This window comes from Vibrio sp. Vb1554 (genome assembly GCF_033344235.1).
On sequence record NZ_JAWPOJ010000009.1, the window covers coordinates 150,218 to 168,522 of the forward strand.

Genomic DNA, 18,305 nt, shown 5'->3' on the forward strand with positions numbered 1-18,305 from the left:
ATTTCAACTCAATGTGACAATGTAACTATTTTCGTTCCAAATGTGAATAATAGATAATAAAAAGCCCCGTTAAATAACGAGGCTTTTACTTATGACTTGATTATTCCACTACTCTTTCGATGAGCAGTTGAGGTTTAAAAGTACTAGCTCTCGAAGTGCTACAGAGAACTTAGCAAATTCGTGTACTGAGCCAACTTTGAACTCGTTTAAGATACTCTCCCAGCGGTGCAACGATTGCTCGTTAGTTTCAATCCAATCTTCTAACGCAGCCATCACGTCAAGCTCTTCGGTTGAGCAGCCACAAGTCAGTACCTGAGCGGTAAGTTGACGTTGTTGCCAGTCCAGATCTTCACGGAATGCCGCTCTTGCAAGTGCTTGCCAGTTGTTATCAACGGCTTGGCTATTAATTTGCTTCAAGAACCAATGCAACGATAAACGGTCACCCAAGTTAAAGTAGAGTTTCGATGCTTGCTCAACCGTTTTACCTGTTTCACTTGCTACTGATGAAATATCCAGTGCAGATTGTAAGCTTGATAAGCGGGCAACTTGGTGAGCGAGTTTCTCTTCAACCCCTTTCTCTATCCAACCTTGAGCCAACTCATTGTGTTCTTCAACTTCAGACTCAACTAACATAGTGTCTAGGGTTTCAGTGATAACATTGACATCTTGCTTGTAGATAGCAATCAACTCACCGACCGTGCATTTGCCGCTACGGTTACGAAGCAACCAGCGTGCAATTCGACGCAGTGCTCGGCGCACGTAAAACATAATTTCGTATTGAGCTTGCGCTGTCGCAACGTTATCAAGTTTGCGAGTTTGCTTGAGGATTTCTTCTAAATCAAAGATTTCTCTAGCCGCACTGTAAGCGTTGGCAATATCGACAACACTTGCACCAGTTTCTTCTTGCAAACGAGTAACGAAGTTACAGCCCATTTCATTAACCATCTGGTTAGCCAATGCTGTAGCGATAATTTCAGCTCGCAGTGGGTGATTAACCATTTGATCTTTATAGTTACGTCGTAACGCACTTGGGAAATATTCAACAAGTTGTTTTGCATGGAATTCATCATTTGCGATTTCATCCGTAACAAGTTGCTGTTTAAGTACCATTTTACCGTAGGCAACTAACACTGATAGCTCAGGGCGAGTCAGACCTAGTCCCTGTTTTTCACGCTCGATTAGCGTTTCATCATCAGGAATGTATTCGAGAGCACGGTCCAAGTACCCTGCTTTCTCCATAGTGTGGATGAATCGAATTTGCTCCTTAACAATGCCAACACCTTGCTGTTCAGTAACAGAGATCGACTCCGACTGACGGTAAGCATCATCCAAGACAATTTCACCCACTTCGTCTTCCATAGACTCTAGAATTTGGTTACGTTGCTTAACCGTAAGATCGCCATTTGAAACCAGTCCATTGAGGAAGATCTTGATGTTGACTTCATTATCCGAACAGTCAACGCCACCTACGTTATCAACGAAGTCCGTGTTCACTCGACCGCCAGTTAGTGCGTATTCGATACGACCAAGCTGAGTCATACCCAAGTTACCACCTTCGCCAACCACTTTGGCTCTTAAGTCACGGCCGTCAATGCGCAGCATGTCGTTAGCACGGTCACCAACATCTGTATGAGTTTCTGTCGATGATTTAACGTAAGTGCCGATACCACCGTTCCAAAGAAGATCGACTTTCATTTTCAAGATCATCTTTATCAGATCGTTAGGCGCTAAAGATGCTTTCTTCGTACCTAACATTTTCTGAATTTCTGGCGTCAACTGGATCGATTTTGATCGACGAGAGAAGATGCCACCACCTTGAGAGATCAAGTCTTTGTTGTAATCTTCCCAGCTTGATCTTGGCAAATTAAACAAGCGGTTACGCTCTTCCCAGCTGCTGGCTGAATCTGGATTTGGATCAATAAAGATGTGCATGTGGTTAAACGCAGCTTGCAATCGAATATGCTTCGATAACAGCATACCGTTACCGAACACGTCACCTGCCATATCACCTACACCGATTGCAGTAAAATCAGTGGTCTGACAGTTGATGCCCATTTCACGGAAGTGACGTTTAACAGATTCCCAACCACCTTTTGCGGTGATTCCCATTGCTTTGTGATCGTAACCGTTTGAACCACCTGAAGCGAATGCGTCACCTAGCCAGAAGTTGTATTCTGCAGAAACAGAGTTTGCCAAATCTGAGAAGGTTGCTGTGCCTTTATCGGCAGCCACTACTAGATATGGGTCATCTTCATCGTGACGAACAACGTTTTGTGGTGGTACCACCTCTCCTTCAATGATGTTATCTGACACATCAAGCAGTGCACGGATAAAGCGTTTGTAACAACGCTGACCTTCCGCAAAAATTTCATCACGACTGGTGAGAGATGGCTGGCGTTTACAAACGAAGCCGCCTTTTGCACCCACTGGTACAATTACAGTGTTCTTAACCTGTTGCGCTTTCACTAAGCCAAGAATCTCCGTACGGAAGTCTTCTTGACGATCTGACCAACGCAAACCACCACGAGCCACTTTTCCACCACGAAGGTGAACACCTTCAATATCTGGTGCGTAAACAAAGATCTCGAATGCAGGTACAGGCTGCGGAATCTCAGGAATATCGCTTGGCTTCATTTTCAAAGATAACCAAGGCTTAGGCTGCTTATTCTCGTCTACTTGGTAGTAGTTGGTACGAAGCGTCGCCATGATCATTTCGATATAACGACGAATAATACGATCATCATCCAAGCTCTCTACACGATCCAACTGCTCTGTTAGCTTTTTAATTAGATCGTTTTGGCCTTTCTCGCTGCCTTTGTGTTTCGGATCAAATCGCTTGGTGAACAGCTTGACTAGACCTGTCGCTAAGTCTGGGTAGTGGCTTAGCGTGTCTTCGATGTACTGCTGACTGAATGGGAAGCCGACTTGGCGCATGTATCGTGCGTAAGCGCGAAGAATGGAAATCTCACGGCCAGATAAAGACGCACCTAATAACAATCGGTTGAAACCATCACTTTCAAGATTACCCGCCCAAATGGCAGCAAATGCTTGTTGGAAACGATCACGAGCTTCACGAAGGTCAACGGTTTTCTCGCTCTTATGCAGCATAGAGAAGTCAAGGATCCAGAAGGTCTGACCGTTGTTTTTCTCGATCTCATATGGCGATTCGCCAATCACACGCAAACCAAGGTTTTCCAACATCGGCATTACGTCAGAAAGGTGAATTGGTTCATCGCGATGATATAACTTTAAGCGGACAGCTTTGGAATCTGCTCCCTCTTCTTGAGGTCGGTAGAACAACATACCAAGTTTATTATCATCACTTAACGCTTCTAAGCGCTCGATATCTGCAACCGCAGAACCTGGCATCATGTCCTCTTTGTATGAGCGAGGGAACGCACTCATATATTCTTTTGAAAGAGGAAGGCCTTTACTTTCACCAAAGTTAGCAATGATGGATTCTTTTAGTCTGTCATCCCAAGAGGTAGAAACTTCCATTAGATTTTGCTCGATCTTTTTCACGTCTACGTCAATGTTGTTATTGTCTACACGAACAATGTAATGTGTTCTCGCTAGTGGGCTTTCTGAGAAGTACGTTGTAAATTCAACCTCTTGCTCGCAACCAAAGTACTGCTTAAGAATGCGTTGAGTTTGACGACGCAATTCTGTGTTGTAACGATCTTTAGTGACATAAACCATGCAACTGAAGAAACGACCAAATGGGTCTTTACGAACAAACAAACGCAGCAAGTCACGATCTTGCATTTGTACAACACCCATTCCCACCTCAAGCAGCTCTTCTTCATTAGCTTGAAGCAACTCGTCGCGTGGGTAGTTTTCTAAGATATTGTGCAATGCTTTGTATGAGTATGATCCGTGGCGGTATCCACTTGCTTCAAGGATACGGTCAACTTTTTCACGGATCAGAGGAATACTTTGTACCGCTTGGTTGTAAACGGCGGAGGTATATAAACCAGTAAAGCGATGCTCACCTATTACTTTACCGTTTTCATCAAACTTTTTAATACCGATGTAATCAGTATAAGCGGGACGGTGGATACGAGATGCTTTGTTACCTTTGGTGATGATCAGAGCGTATGGTTTTTTCGCTTCTAATCGCGCTGAATCTGATAATTCAGAGAGCTTGACGCTACGCACGCGCTTGTCATCAGCAAACAGACCTAGTCCTTTTTCTTTAGCAGGAACAAGTTCGGTATCACCATTGACCTCTTTTAAGTCATAATCTTTATAACCCATAAAGGTAAAGTTATGATCTTCTAGCCAACGAAGAAATGCGATCGTTTCATCCATACGATCAGTTTGGATAGAAACACGATCTTTATTTTTCTCAAGTTCATCAGTAACAAACTTAAGCTTATCAACCATCTGCTTCCAGTCATCAACGACTAAGCGAGTATCAGATAGAATTCTTAACAGCTCTTCTTTAAGCGCTTGCATCTCGTCTTTACTAGTAAGGCGGTCTACCTCTATGTGGAAAAGTGATTGAAGAACACCACCCTCACCGTTTACGTCTGTAACTTGGCCTTTTTTATCACGCTGAATCTGTGTTGGGTTATTCAACATTAGGTGACAAACAAGATCCAAACGTGCTAAAGCCATTTTGACTGAGTCCACTAAGAATGGACTATCTGGAACAACAATTTCTACGATTGTGTGTGTGGATTGCCAGCCTTGACGACTTACGGTCGGGTTAAATACTCGAACCGAAATCTCTTCTGGTTTTTTTTCATTGATATGGTGCCAAAGGCTAACGACAGCACCATAAAGGTCGGATTCGTTTCGCTGAATTAGATCATCATCAGCAATGTTACTGAATAAGTGTTGAGCAAGTTTAGTTACAAGCGTTTGGTGAGAAAGCTCGAGTTTGTCTTGAATCAGTTGGTAAACCTTTTCAAGCAGAACCGGCACTACATTTTCACGCGCGGTCATATTCACACTCCACATTAGAATTGTTGTTTTGTAGGGGGACTTAGTAGCTAGGTTGTTACCTTAGAAACTAAGCATAGGTAATGCATGTGCCCATTGTAAAAGCATAATTACAAATGTTTAACAACTAATCGTAGTGGTAAGAGGTGAAATGTCCGATTCTGTGACTAAGATTCCTATTTAACTCTCTGCAAATACAATACATCACAGAGTTTCTAACTTAAGAAACTTATTATTTTGGTCAGTTGTTAGTCTAAACTGGCCTCTAACGCCCAATTGACTAAGAAATGGTCTAAATCTCGCGGCGGGTAACTGCAAACGCAAACCGTTGTGTGTGACAACTTGAACAACACTTGCCGCACCAGAATAATGAGATAAAAACGTTTGATATGAAATGTTGAGATTGAAGTAGTAATAGTTCATGAAGTGAAAACTAAGTGACATAAACAAATAAGGTGGTCTTAATGACCACCCTATTGTGTTGTTTACTATTCGTCTAGTGCTTTAGTCACTTTTTCGAATAGATCTTTAGCAAGATTATCCATTGCTTTGAGCTTTTCAAGTTCTGCACGAATCATTGCTTGGCGAGCTTCATCGTATTTACGGAACTTAAGCAAAGGATCAATCATTCGAGAAGCTACTTGTGGGTTCGAATCATTTAGTTGGCGAAGAATTTCACCGGCAAATTGGTAACCTACACCGGATTTATCATGGAAACGTACAGGGTTCGCACTTAAGAACGAGCCAATTAAGCTGCGCGTACGGTTCGGATTTTTCAAACTAAATGCTTCGTGGTTCATGGTTGCTTTTACTTTTTCAAGAGCATCCTCTGCAGGATTGCTACCTTGCAGTGCAAACCACTTATCCATAACCAAACCATCGTGCTTCCATTTATCGCTATAATCAGCCATAAGTGCTTCACGACACTCGAGCTGAGCGTTATTTGCGGCACTCATCGCAGCAATCGTATCTGTCATGTTATTTGCAGATGCGTACTGCGCGTTGACTAAATCATTACCTTTTTCCGTATATGCTAGGTACTGAAGGCAACAGTTACGTAAAGCACGCTTGCCAATAGCAGCATGGTCGATCGTATACTCTGTTTGCTTAAGCGTGTGATAAGTCGCACTTAGCTCATCTTCTAATTCCTTAGAAAGTGACACTGTAATGCTGTTTAGCACTTTGTCTACGGCATCGATATCAATTTGCTGGTACCAACCAGTAATCTCATTGATTGAAGGCATAGAGAAAACTTGAGCAATGAAAGCAGGCTCAAGCGTTTCATCCAACAGCACACCGCGGAAAGCATCTATCACACCTTCAGAAAGCGATACTTCTTGTCCCGCTTGAACGTTTTTCACATTCTGACGAATGTATTTAGCCAATAGCATTTGGCTAGCGTCCCATCGAGCAAAATCGTTCGTTGCGTGCTTCATCAAGAAGACTAACTCGTCATCGCTGTAATCGTATTCTAATTTGACTGGTGCCGAGAATTCACGCAACAAAGATGGCACTGGCTGTTCTTCGACATTTTCAAATACGAACGTTTGCTTATCTTGTTTAATATCCAGCACGTTATTAACTGATTCACCGTTAATCACCAGTGGGATAACTCGACCTTTCGAATCATACAACTCGATATCGAACGGAATATGCAGCGCTTGTTTTTCTGCTTGGTCTTGCGTCGGCTCCGTAAATTGCTCTACCGTTAGTGCGTAAGTTTTTGCATCAGCGTTGTATTCGCTATTTACGCGCAGCGTTGGTGTACCCGATTGGCTGTACCACAGACGGAACTGTTTTAAATCAACACCGGTGGCATCTTCCATTGCAGAAACAAAGTCTTCACACGTCGCGGCGGTACCATCGTGACGTTCAAAATAAAGTTTCATTCCTTTTTGGAAGCCCTCTTCGCCAAGGAGTGTATGGTACATACGAATAACTTCGCTGCCCTTTTCATACACCGTTAGCGTGTAGAAGTTATTCATCTCAATGACTTTGTCAGGACGAATCGGGTGAGACATTGGGCTTGCATCTTCCGCAAATTGAGGACCACGAATAATACGTACGTTATCAATACGGTTATCAGCACGAGAGCCTAAGTCAGAAGAGAATTCTTGGTCTCGGAATACGGTTAAGCCTTCTTTTAGACTTAGTTGGAACCAGTCACGACAAGTGACACGGTTGCCAGTCCAGTTGTGGAAGTACTCATGACCGATCACAGCTTCGATGCCTAAATAATCACGATCTGTCGCAGTTTGATCGTTCGCCAGCACATATTTTGAGTTAAAAATGTTCAAGCCTTTGTTTTCCATTGCACCCATGTTGAAGAAATCAACAGCAACGATCATGTAAATATCCAGATCGTATTCTAGGCCAAAGCGTTCCTCATCCCACTTCATCGAGTTGATCAGCGATGTCATCGCATGGCCTGCACGATCTAAGTTACCTTTATCAACAAAGATTTCTAAATCAACACTGCGACCTGACATCGTTGTATATTTGTCACGCAATACATCAAAGTCGCCTGCAACAAGGGCGAACAAGTAAGCTGGTTTTGGATGCGGATCCTGCCATTGAACCCAGTGACGACCGTTCTCTGCATCGCCTTCTGCAATTCGGTTACCATTGCTCAGCAAATATGGATAAACCGCTTTATCTGCGATCACTTTTGTTGTGTATTTTGCTAGAACATCCGGACGGTCTAGATAGTACGTGATACGGCGGAAGCCCTCAGCCTCACACTGAGTACAAAATGCGCCGCCTGATTTGTACAAACCTTCGAGTGCTGTATTCGCTTCAGGATCAATTTTGGTGACGATTTCAAGTTCAAACTCGGATGGAAGATCGGTCAGTACCAGCGATGACTCCTTCACCTCGTGATGAGCCCAATCCTCACCATTTACTTTTACAGCGCGTAGCTCAAGCCCTTCGCCATCGAGTTCTAGCGTTGTTGTATCGCCTTTTTGAGCAACTTTTGATACCGCCGTAACGATTGTGTCATTGTCATATAGATCAAAAGTAAGATCGATATCAGTAATCGCATGAGATGGCTCTTTATAATCTTTACGATATTTGGCCAGGGGAGCTTGAGACATGAGCATAAATCCTTGTATGTCGAACAACAAAAATACCAGACTGCATGATCAAAAATGCAGTTCTGGTATCACTATATAAGCTATTTGTAGGGGTTGTGGTATCAGAATACAAGTCTTTCCATCAAAAAACGGAGCTTTTAGTGCTCTAGCTCCGTTTTTTGATTAACATTTAAACAACATTAATGACTTACCGTACGCACGCGTAATTTGGCGCATGTTAAAGGCATCATGGCGTAACTCTATTGAGTACGGCGTACATATCACCATTGGAATCTTCGATCGTTAGCTCATTCTTGTTGAGCTTATACGTGGTTCCATGCTCGCCATTTTCATACAACAGAACCAGAAACTCATCTTCTGTGTAAAACACACCTTGTTTGATGGACTCATCCCCTTCTTCGTTCGAAACCCTAAACATGAACACGAAATCAGGTTGAAGTATCAAATCCATCTGATTAATGTTGTTTGCCACAAGACCGTCGCCAGATACGTGAGAGCTAGACCAAATACCTGCAAGTGAATTGGATAATCCCTTAGTGAATGTTACACCATTAAGATCAAGCGTATTATGGTTGTTGCGATAGGCATAAATTTGAGGCTCGTCGGTGTTTAAACCAAGAACGATGGTGTCTTCATTTGCGTTATACAGCCCTTCCCAATGGTCAACGGAATAGTCTTTCTTTTGAATATCAATAGAAAAGCTGTAGTCAGAACCTAATGAGAGTTTGATCGCACGAAAGTTTTCAGCCGACTCTTCGGGGTTTGGGTTCATCAAATACCAGTCTCCGATGAGAAACGGCGTGTCAAAGTGACTTAATTCATCTTCTCTGGTGTTTTCTCCACCAAACACACTAAAGCAGCAAAAGCTAAGTAAAATAAAGAACCACTTCATATCGGCATCCTTATCGTTTTCTTTTAGCTTAGCCAGTAGTCCTCACTTTCGCGAAATTTTAGATGTAGATCACGTAAATTATTGGGGGAAAATAAGCGAATATCTTGCTCGATATCGAGACAGCGGAAGACAAAAAGGCATAAAAAAAGAGTGAATCTGAAAGACTCACTCTTTTTATTCTAAATTGCCAGTTATTATGACTGATTTTCCTGCTTAAGTAGATCGACCATAATCGCGACAGACTCATCTAAATAAACATCAGGAGCCTCGTAGTCTTTTGGTATGTCATCCAATGTTTTAAATGCTTTTTTACCCAAAGCAACTTGACGTTCATTTATGCGTTGTAATCGAAGGGCTTCCGCTTTATCCGATTCAGCCTTACGAACTTTTTCGTTCAAAGACAAAGTATTATCGTCTTTTTCTTTACGATATTTCTCGATGTCTTCATTGATAAAGCGGAACTCCATTTCATCAGAAATACGCTTGTTATGAAGAGCAGTAAGTTTTTCAACTAAGGCGTCGTTACTTGGAAACGTTTGATATTGTGCTTTATCAATCTGATCCCAAGGTAAAGCATTGTCTTCAACACTTTCACCTGTTTCAGAAGCCTCAATTGGCGTTGGGTACGAAATATCTGGTGCAACACCACGATTTTGCGTACTTCCACCGTCAATACGATAAAACTTCTGAATCGTGTACTGAACATAACCTAGCTCTTTATCGAAAAGATCGTAAATATGATTCAGTGAACGATGTTGCTGAACTGTACCTTTACCGAAAGAGTTTTCACCTAAGATGATTGCACGATTATAATCTTGCATTGCCGCTGCAAAAATTTCAGATGCTGAAGCACTGTAGCGGTTAATCAACACCGTCAATGGGCCATCATAACTCACTTTTCCATCGGTATCGGCATTCACCTTGATGCGGCCATAGCTGTCACGAACTTGAACTACAGGACCTTCTTTAATGAATAAACCTGTCAATGCCGTTGCTTCTGTTAGCGCACCACCGCCATTGTTGCGTAGATCAACGATTACGCCGTCAACGTTTTTGGTTTTCAACTCAGCTAGTAATTTATCGGTGTCTTTCGATAAGCCGACGTAGAAACTTGGTACTTCTAAAATACCAATCTTCTTACCGTCTTTTTCGATGATTTCTGACTTAACTGCACGATCTTCTAAGCGAACTTTGTCACGAACAATTGTGACAATGTAACTCTTCGCATCGTTACCTTCTGGCAAGATCTGTAGATTAACCTTTGTGCCTTTAGGGCCTTTGATTAACTGAACAACATCATCCAGACGCCAACCGATCACGTCGACAATTTCTTCACCGTCTTGTCCAACACCAGTGATTCGGTCCCCTTCACCAAGTTGCTTACTCTTTGAGGCCGGACCGCCAACAACAAGTGAACGAATTACTGTGTAATCGTCTGTCATTTGCAAAACGGCGCCGATGCCTTCTAGAGAAAGGTTCATTTCCGATTGGAATTGCTCGGCATTACGTGGAGAAAGGTAGCTTGTATGAGGGTCAACCTGTCGCGCGAAGGCATTCATATACAACTGAAATGCGTCTTCATTGTTGGTCTGTGTGATGCGCTTCATCGCGTTGTTATAACGCTTCTCTAAAACTTCTTTAATCTCTGGCCACTCTTTGCCAGTCAGTTTCAGATTTAACGCGTCATATTTCACACGCTTGCGCCACAACTCGTTGAGCTCTGCTTCGTCTTTTGGCCATGCGGCCTCAGAGCGGTCTAACTCTATCTCGTCATCGGTATCAAACTTGATCTCTTCATCGAGTAGAGTTAACGCATAAGCAAAACGATCGAAACGCTTCTGCATTGAGAGGTTGTAAACATCAAAAGCAATTTGGTTGTTGCCCGATTTAAGCTGATCATCAAGCTCGACTGACCAGTTTTTAAATGAATCGATGTCTGCTTGAGTGAAAATATTTCTATTGTAATCAAGCAACTCTACATAGCGTTCAAAGATCGCTTTAGAGAAATCATCATTGAGGCTGAAGTGCTTATAATGAGAGCGGGTAAATCGCGAGGTGACTCGTTTGCTAGCTGTTTCATGCTGAACTTCAGGAGAAAGAACCGGCAGGTCATCTTTATGTAGTTTGGCTTCAAGAGCCTGAGCTGATGCTGCTAGCCATAAGCTAGCAGCAATCAGGGTCACTTTTGAACGGCAATTCATGCGTAGGAGTATCTCCTTTATGCGCGCAAGTGCTCCGCTTTCACAACCATTTGTAGGCCGTTAGCAAGTTGAACACGTACATCATCCTTATTGATTTCAACAATGGTCGCTGCCATGTTTCCTTTGCCCATGTTCACGTTAACTGCGTTACCTACTGTGATTTCATCAGCATTTAGAGCGCGCGTTTCTACAGGCTTAGTTGATTTTTGTACTTTTGGTTTATTAGTACGACGAGGCTGTTGAGGCTTTTTAGCCGCAGGTTTCGCTTTCGCCTTACCCTCTTCACGAGCTTTTTGTGCTTGTTCTTTACGACGAGCCTGAACTTTCGCCTTGCTTTCTGCAAGTGTCGCTTTCGCGTGTTCAACGTGCTCTTCTTCTAGCTCACCACAAGGGTTGCCATCTAGGTCTACACGTACTGCACCTGGTTTTACACCGTGTAGGTAACGCCATGATGAAGTGTACTGTCTTAACGCTGCACGAAGCTGTGTTTTGCTTACTTTTTCGTCTTCATTTAGACGTTCCGCAAGATCTTGAAAAATACCAATTTTCAGAGGTTTTGCTTCACCTTCTAAAGTAAAGCACTTAGGGAAACATTCAGCAATATATGCAATAACTTCTTTGCTGTTTTTTAACTTTTCAGTCATGAGGGGTCCTGATTTGAGCGGATTTCCGCGAGCATTAAGAAAAAATATTCTCGTATTATAGTGACATGCCAAGGAAAAACCACACTCGAAGGCTAATTTATGCGTCGTTCGCGTGTGAATTAAGCAGCTTTTCTACTTCAACCATGAAATGAGTGAGACCTTCTTCGTCTGTTTCATTAAATCGGCCAATACTTGGACTATCAATATCAAGTACACCAACCACCTTTCCATTAATAGAAAATGGAATCACAATTTCTGAATTGCTCGCTGCATCGCACGCAATATGCCCCTCAAATTCGTGAACGTCGTATACTCTTTGTATAGTATTAGTTTGTGCAGCAGTACCGCAGACGCCTCGACCCATTGGGATACGAACACAAGCTGGTTTTCCTTGGAACGGACCAAGAACAAGCTCTTCACCTTTTGTTAGGTAAAAGCCTGCCCAGTTAAGATCGTCAAGTTCCATGAAAAGCAATGAGCTCAAGTTTGCTAGGTTCGCAATAAAGTCTGGTTCAGACTCAATTAGAGCAACAGCTTGTTTGGTTAGTCTTTGGTATTGTTCTAAGTTCATATTAACTTCCTACTTACTATAAAAGCTTCCATTCTCAATGTATGGCGCTAAAATGCAGCCCTACTTTATAATAGGACTTATTCTCAATTACAATGCTTCTGAAAAATGACACTATTAGCCGTTCTTGGTTGATAACACAAGTAAAAAAGCACAAGTCCAAGCTGATCATAGCGAACTTGATAGCGGTGCTTGCAACCTTGATTAGTGTTCCAATTCCCCTCCTCATGCCTTTGATGGTTGATGAGGTCTTATTGGACCAACCTGCAAAAGGCTTAGATGCCATGAATGCCATTCTCCCTGAAGCGTGGCACACTCCGACAGGCTATATTTTCTTCACCCTGTTCTTGGTTGTTCTTATGCGAGCTGCGAGCCAAGGATTAAATATCCTTCAAAGCCGACAATTTACGCTTGTTTCAAAAACCATCACGTTTGAGATGCGCAGTAAAATGATCGACAAACTCGGCCGTATCAGCATCCGACAATACGAAACCAAAGGTAGCGGAGGAATCAACGCACACCTTATCACTGACATTGAGACCATTGATAAATTTATTGGTTCTACGTTAGCAAAATTCGTTATCAGTTTTCTGACTGTTATTGGTACTGCTATCGTTCTACTTTGGCTCGATTGGCGACTTGGTCTGTTTATCCTGTTAGTTAACCCTATTGTCATTTACTTCTCACGTAAACTAGGCAGTATGGTTAAACATCTGAAACGGAAGGAAAATCATTCTTTTGAAATTTTCCAAAACCGTTTAGTTGAAACATTAGATGGAATCTACCAACTACGCGCGGCCAATAAAGAGCGAGAATTTCTCCAGCAACTCAAAGACAGTGCGAACCAAGTTCGCGTTGATGCAGACAAGTATGCTTGGCAATCTGAAGCGGCTGGTCGCGTTTCTTTTCTTCTCTTTTTGATCGGCTTTGAATTATTCAGAGCTGTCGCAATGTTAATGGTCATGTTCAGTGACCTTACTATTGGCCAAATATTTGCCGTTTTTGGTTACCTATGGTTCATGCTGTCTCCTGTTCAAGAGTTGCTTGGGATTCAGTTTTCTTGGTACAGCGCTAAAGCCGCATTAAAACGCATCAACGACTTATTAGAGTTAGAAGAAGAGCAGAGACCGGTTCCTAAGGTAAATCCTTTCAAAGAAGGTAGAGAAGTTGATGTTAAAGTAGAAAACATTAATTTCTCTTACAATAATGAAAACAAAGTCCTAGATAATCTTTCTTTACATATGCCGGCAGGAAAGAAAGTGGCGTTGGTTGGTGCAAGCGGCGGTGGTAAGTCAACCTTGATACAATTACTTATTGGGGTTTACCGTCAAAACTCCGGTAGCATTCGCTTTAATGATGAATTAACAGAAGATATTGGTTTTGAAGTAATTCGCGACAAAATTGCCGTGGTATTACAGCAACCTATACTATTTAACGATACCTTGAGGCATAATCTAACGCTTGGTGGGAATTTTGACGAAATGTCACTTTGGCGTGCGCTTGAAGTGGCTCAGCTGCATGATGTAATTTCTCAACTTAACCACGGCTTGGATACTCAAGTTGGTCGTAATGGCATTCGTTTGTCAGGAGGTCAACGACAACGGCTTGCCATTGCTAGAATGGTGCTGAGTAATCCTCAATTTGTTATTTTAGACGAAGCCACGTCTGCGCTAGATACCGCTACTGAAGCGGCTTTACACAAAGCACTGACCGAGTTCTTACGTGGTAGAACAACATTAATCGTTGCGCACCGACTATCCGCTGTGAAACAAGCCGATTTGATCTACGTGCTTGAAGATGGGAAAGTGACGCAAACAGGTACTCATGGTGAGTTAGTTGAGCAAGAAGGCTTATATCAAACCTTATATGGGGGCATACAGTCCCACGCTTAAATCGTTCAAGCTAGAGAGGTCGTTATGACCTCTCTGTCTAAGCACGCCATGCAACCCAATAACGTACGTTTGTGCCAAGGTTGTGAATTGCCTGTCGACATCGTCGACTTACCCCATGGCAAAAATGCACACTGCCCTCGTTGTGGTACACAATTATATCGCGGAGGTAGCCCTAGCCTCTCTGGTAATCTAGCCGTCGCGATAACCTGTATCCTACTATTTATTCCATCGCACTTTTTTAACTTTATTAGCATCCGACTCTTTGGTGTGATGATTCCGGCAACCCTGCCTTCAGGGATGATCACATTGATGGAAGAAGGATTTGTTCTTCTTTCATTGCTCATTCTATTTTGTAGCTCTCTAGCGCCACTGACGGTTTGTGTTTCAGTGGTAACGGCGCATATTTCTTTACATCAACGATGGTTCCGTGGGCTTCGTATCTCACTGTGGCTAATTCAACATTTGAAGCATTGGGTTATGTTGGATGTGTTCTTAGTTAGCATCGCCATTTCCTGTTTTAAACTCCAAGATTATTCCGACATTTTCGTCGGCCCAGGGTTAATTGGTCTGGTTCTTTTGCAGATATTTACCGTTTTGTTAGTTTCAAGAATCAGCGTGCGTCGTTATTGGGAAGCTTGGAAACCAGAAAGTTTATATGCTTTTGAGCATAAAGATGTGCATTGCCATGAATGCCACTTGTCCCAGCCTGAAGGTGACCATTGCCAGCGTTGTCATCACGAGTTATATCATCGCAAGCCAAACTCCATTCAGAAAACATGGGCTTACCTCATCGCAGCAACGGTCGCGATCTTCCCCGCTAACCTGATCCCTATTTCCATCTTGCTTACCAATGGTAAGCGTTTGGAGGACACTATTTTTTCAGGCGTGGCTGGTTTGGTAAAAAGCGGCATGTATGGAATCGCTGCGATCATTTTTGTTGCCAGTATCGTTGTCCCGGTGATTAAAATACTTGGGCTCGCCTACATCATGCTTTGCATCCAATTCAAACGTTCGGTGTTTAAGAGACAACGAATGATGGTTTACTTTGTTGTTAAATGGATCGGTAAATGGTCTGTGATGGATTTGTTTGTTATTTCTATCATGATGACCTTAGTCGATCGTGGTCAGATACTGGATTTCACACCAGGATATGGCGCCGTAGCATTTGGTGTTGTCGTAGTGTTGACCATGCTTGCAGCAGAAAGTATTGATCCAAGGCTAATCTGGGACCAAACAAGCCCAAAACAATCAGAAAAAGAGTCAATGAATGAGTGATCAGAACAGTTCTCAAACGTCATACGTACCAGATGTAAAGCGGAGTAAAGGCATATCTCCTCTTTGGCTGTTGCCAGTTTTGACCATGGTCTTAGCTGGCTGGCTTGTTGTGAAGTCGATACACGATGCAGGACAACGAGTGCAAATCTATTTTTCTGATGCCGCTGGTCTTGTCGCCGGCCGAACCACTATCCGTTACCAAGGATTAGAAGTCGGCATGGTAAGAGACATTAACCTCACCGAAGATCTCGGCAGTATTTATGTCGATGCTGATATCTATCCTGAAGCTGCAAAGTTACTGAACGATAAAACACGCTTTTGGTTAGTAAAACCAACAGCTAGCCTAACGGGAGTTTCCGGACTGGATGCGCTCGTCTCAGGTAACTACATCTCGATTCAACCCGGAGATGGTCAAGAGTTTGAGACAACATTCCATGCGTTAGACTCTGCCCCAACAGATTTACGCGTTTCTCAAGGTTTGAATATTAAGCTCAAAAGCCGTGATTTAGGTGGTGTATCGGTTGGCTCTCAAATTGTTTATAAGAAAATCCCAATCGGTGAAGTGTACAGTTACCAGCTAGATGAAGATGCAAAATCTATCACTATTCAAGCCAACATTCAGGATCAATACCGACATATCATTAACAACCGCAGTCGATTCTGGAACGTCAGTGGAATTGGTGCCAGCATCGGTTTTGAAGGTGTCGATGTAAGACTAGAAAGCATGAGTGCCTTACTAGGTGGCGCCATCGCCGTCGACTCTCCGGATGATGGTGAGCCTGTAGAAGAGAACACCGAGTTCCGTTTGTATAAAGATTTGAAAACTGCTGGTCGAGGCATCGCGGTTAAAATCGTCCTACCTGATGACAGCAAGATCAGCGGAGAAGGCGCTCCAATTATGTATCGCGGAATCGAAATTGGCCAAGTTACGGACTTGAGCCTTTCCGAAGGCCGAGAAGTGATATTGGCGTCAGCGGCAATTCAACCCGCTTTTAGTGACATGCTGACGACAGGTACTCGATTTGTCTTAGAAGAAGCAAAGGTGTCCCTTTCTGGTGTTGAAAACATTGCTAATTTAGTGCGAGGAAACTTCTTAACGATCGTGCCGGGCGCGGGTGAACGCTCTCGCCGCTTTACTGCCATTCGTAAAAACGTGTTTAACCAACAGCAAGAAAAGTCCATCGCGATTCGTTTGGTATCCGACAATTCGTTTGGCCTAGATAGCGGTGCCAATGTACTTTATAAAGGCATCGTTGTTGGTTCAATCATCAAAGTGGGCCTAGTTAAGGAAGATAAAAAATCACAACACGAAGTATTTATGGATGTATTGATTGACCATGAATATAAACATCTGATCAAATCAAACAATCGTTTTTATGTAACCGGCAGTGCATCAGCAGAGTTAACTGAATCGGGGCTCAGCGTTACCGTTCCTCCAGCAAAGCAGTTGTTAACTGGGTCAATTAGTTTTGTGAGCGAAGGCAAGCAAGATATTCAAAAAGAGTATCAACTGTTCCAAAATGAATCATTGGCTGAATTGGCGCAGTACAATCAAAGTGGCTCTAGGGCGCTAACACTATTTGCTTCTGAATTGCCGCCGATTTCCAAAGGCAGTCCTCTACTCTATCGTAATCTTCCAGTTGGTAACGTCTCCGATTTCCAACTAGTTGATGGCGGAGTACTAATTAAGGCTACTATCGAAAACCGCTTCGCTTATCTTGTAACGCCACAAACCGTTTTTTGGAATCGTTCAGGGATTGAGATAGATGCATCATTAGCTGGCGTCAGTGTGAAAGCACACCCTTTGAAATCGTTAATAGAAGGTGGCATCGCTTTTGACTCCGTGCCAGGCGTTGAAAACAAAATCGGAGAAAGCTGGAAGCTGTATTCTGATCAAAAAACCGCTCGCAAGTTTGGGCGCGTCATTGCTTTAGAAACCGACGGTTCGCAAGAGATTGCTAAAGGAATGCCGATTGAATATCAAGGTGTTAAAGTTGGTGAAATCACTCTGGTTGTACCGAATTTTCGTCGTAACATGGTTGAAGTCACTGCAAGGATCCTACCTGAATACGTAGAAAACATTGCGGTTGAAGGCTCACATTTTTGGCTAACTGAACCAGAAATTGGTTTAGGTGGCGTTAAAAACCTCGGGGCGTTGGTGTCGAAATCCATCAGTGTTGAACCAGGTAAAGGTAAAGCTAAATTTGATTTTCAATTAGAACATAGTTCAGAACGCGTGCATGGAATCATGTTTACGTTACAAAGTGAACAAAGAGGTTCAGTTCAAGTCGGTACCCCTATTCTTTACCGCCAGATGGAAGTTGGCCAAGTGACCGACGTAAGCCTAGGAGAATTTGCTGATCGCATCCTCACGACTATCAAAATACAGCCTGAATATGCTTACCTCGTTCGTCAAAACAGTGTGTTCTGGAATGTTTCAGGAGTAGATGTTTCCATCGGGCTTACCGGCGCTAACATCAAAGCGGGAACCTTTGATAGTTTAGTTCGCGGAGGAATTGCGTTTTCAACGCCAGAGCAATCGACTATTCCACCAGCGGCAAAGAGTGGGCAATCTTTCTTTTTGTATCCACAAGCTGAAGAGGGTTGGACTCAATGGCGTACAGCGATTCCTAAGCCGTAGAATAAAGCTCAATTCATGTACAATTGAAGTTTGATCACTTTAAAAGAGCAGCAATCGCTGCTCTTTTTTAATGCTCGGCCCTTGTCACTATTCGTTTCTGCTTCGCTTTCGTATATTATTTGCCACAAATTCTGCAAACGAGATCCCACA

10 protein-coding genes are annotated in these 18,305 nt (G+C 42.9%); 3 read left to right on the plus strand and 7 right to left on the minus strand.

Annotated features, from left to right (window positions below):
* Window positions 1-108 precede the first annotated feature (108 nt).
* The 7 genes from R8N28_RS10175 to R8N28_RS10205 all read right to left on the minus strand — a co-directional run bounded on the left by R8N28_RS10175 (window position 109) and on the right by R8N28_RS10205 (window position 12,350).
* A complete protein-coding gene (locus R8N28_RS10175; protein ID WP_042522994.1) occupies window positions 109-4,950 on the minus strand; it encodes an NAD-glutamate dehydrogenase in 4,842 nt (1,613 codons plus the stop codon).
* 201 nt (window positions 4,951-5,151) lie between these two features.
* Entirely contained in the window at window positions 5,152-5,370 is a 219-nt protein-coding gene (locus R8N28_RS10180; protein ID WP_005377440.1) for a DUF2835 domain-containing protein, read from the minus strand.
* A gap of 65 nt (window positions 5,371-5,435) precedes the next feature.
* On the minus strand, window positions 5,436-8,042 hold the full coding sequence (gene pepN, locus R8N28_RS10185) for an aminopeptidase N (RefSeq protein ID WP_065274543.1): 2,607 nt from the start codon (window positions 8,040-8,042) through the stop codon (window positions 5,436-5,438).
* Between the two features lie 226 nt (window positions 8,043-8,268).
* Entirely contained in the window at window positions 8,269-8,934 is a 666-nt protein-coding gene (locus R8N28_RS10190; RefSeq protein ID WP_005377438.1) for a hypothetical protein, read from the minus strand.
* 194 nt (window positions 8,935-9,128) lie between these two features.
* Window positions 9,129-11,135, minus strand: coding sequence for a carboxy terminal-processing peptidase (gene prc / locus R8N28_RS10195; protein ID WP_017634279.1), 2,007 nt, complete (start codon window positions 11,133-11,135; stop codon window positions 9,129-9,131).
* Between the two features lie 17 nt (window positions 11,136-11,152).
* On the minus strand, window positions 11,153-11,779 hold the full coding sequence (proQ, locus tag R8N28_RS10200) for an RNA chaperone ProQ (protein WP_065274544.1): 627 nt from the start codon (window positions 11,777-11,779) through the stop codon (window positions 11,153-11,155).
* A 97-nt stretch (window positions 11,780-11,876) separates the two neighbouring features.
* A complete protein-coding gene (locus R8N28_RS10205; protein WP_005377433.1) occupies window positions 11,877-12,350 on the minus strand; it encodes a GAF domain-containing protein in 474 nt (157 codons plus the stop codon).
* 92 nt (window positions 12,351-12,442) lie between these two features.
* Here R8N28_RS10205 and R8N28_RS10210 point away from each other — a divergent pair, with 92 nt between their 5' ends.
* From R8N28_RS10210 to R8N28_RS10220, 3 genes are read left to right on the plus strand one after another with little or no spacing between them, the layout of a single operon-like run.
* Window positions 12,443-14,239: an ABC transporter ATP-binding protein gene (locus tag R8N28_RS10210; RefSeq protein ID WP_005377431.1), complete on the plus strand. Its 1,797-nt coding sequence runs from the start codon at window positions 12,443-12,445 to the stop codon at window positions 14,237-14,239.
* Window positions 14,240-14,263: 24 nt separating this feature from the next.
* A complete protein-coding gene (locus tag R8N28_RS10215; RefSeq protein ID WP_005377429.1) occupies window positions 14,264-15,514 on the plus strand; it encodes a paraquat-inducible protein A in 1,251 nt (416 codons plus the stop codon).
* Window positions 15,507-18,155: an MlaD family protein gene (locus R8N28_RS10220; RefSeq protein ID WP_065274545.1), complete on the plus strand. Its 2,649-nt coding sequence runs from the start codon at window positions 15,507-15,509 to the stop codon at window positions 18,153-18,155. Before R8N28_RS10215 ends, R8N28_RS10220 begins: the two co-directional genes overlap by 8 nt.
* Window positions 18,156-18,305 lie beyond the last annotated feature (150 nt).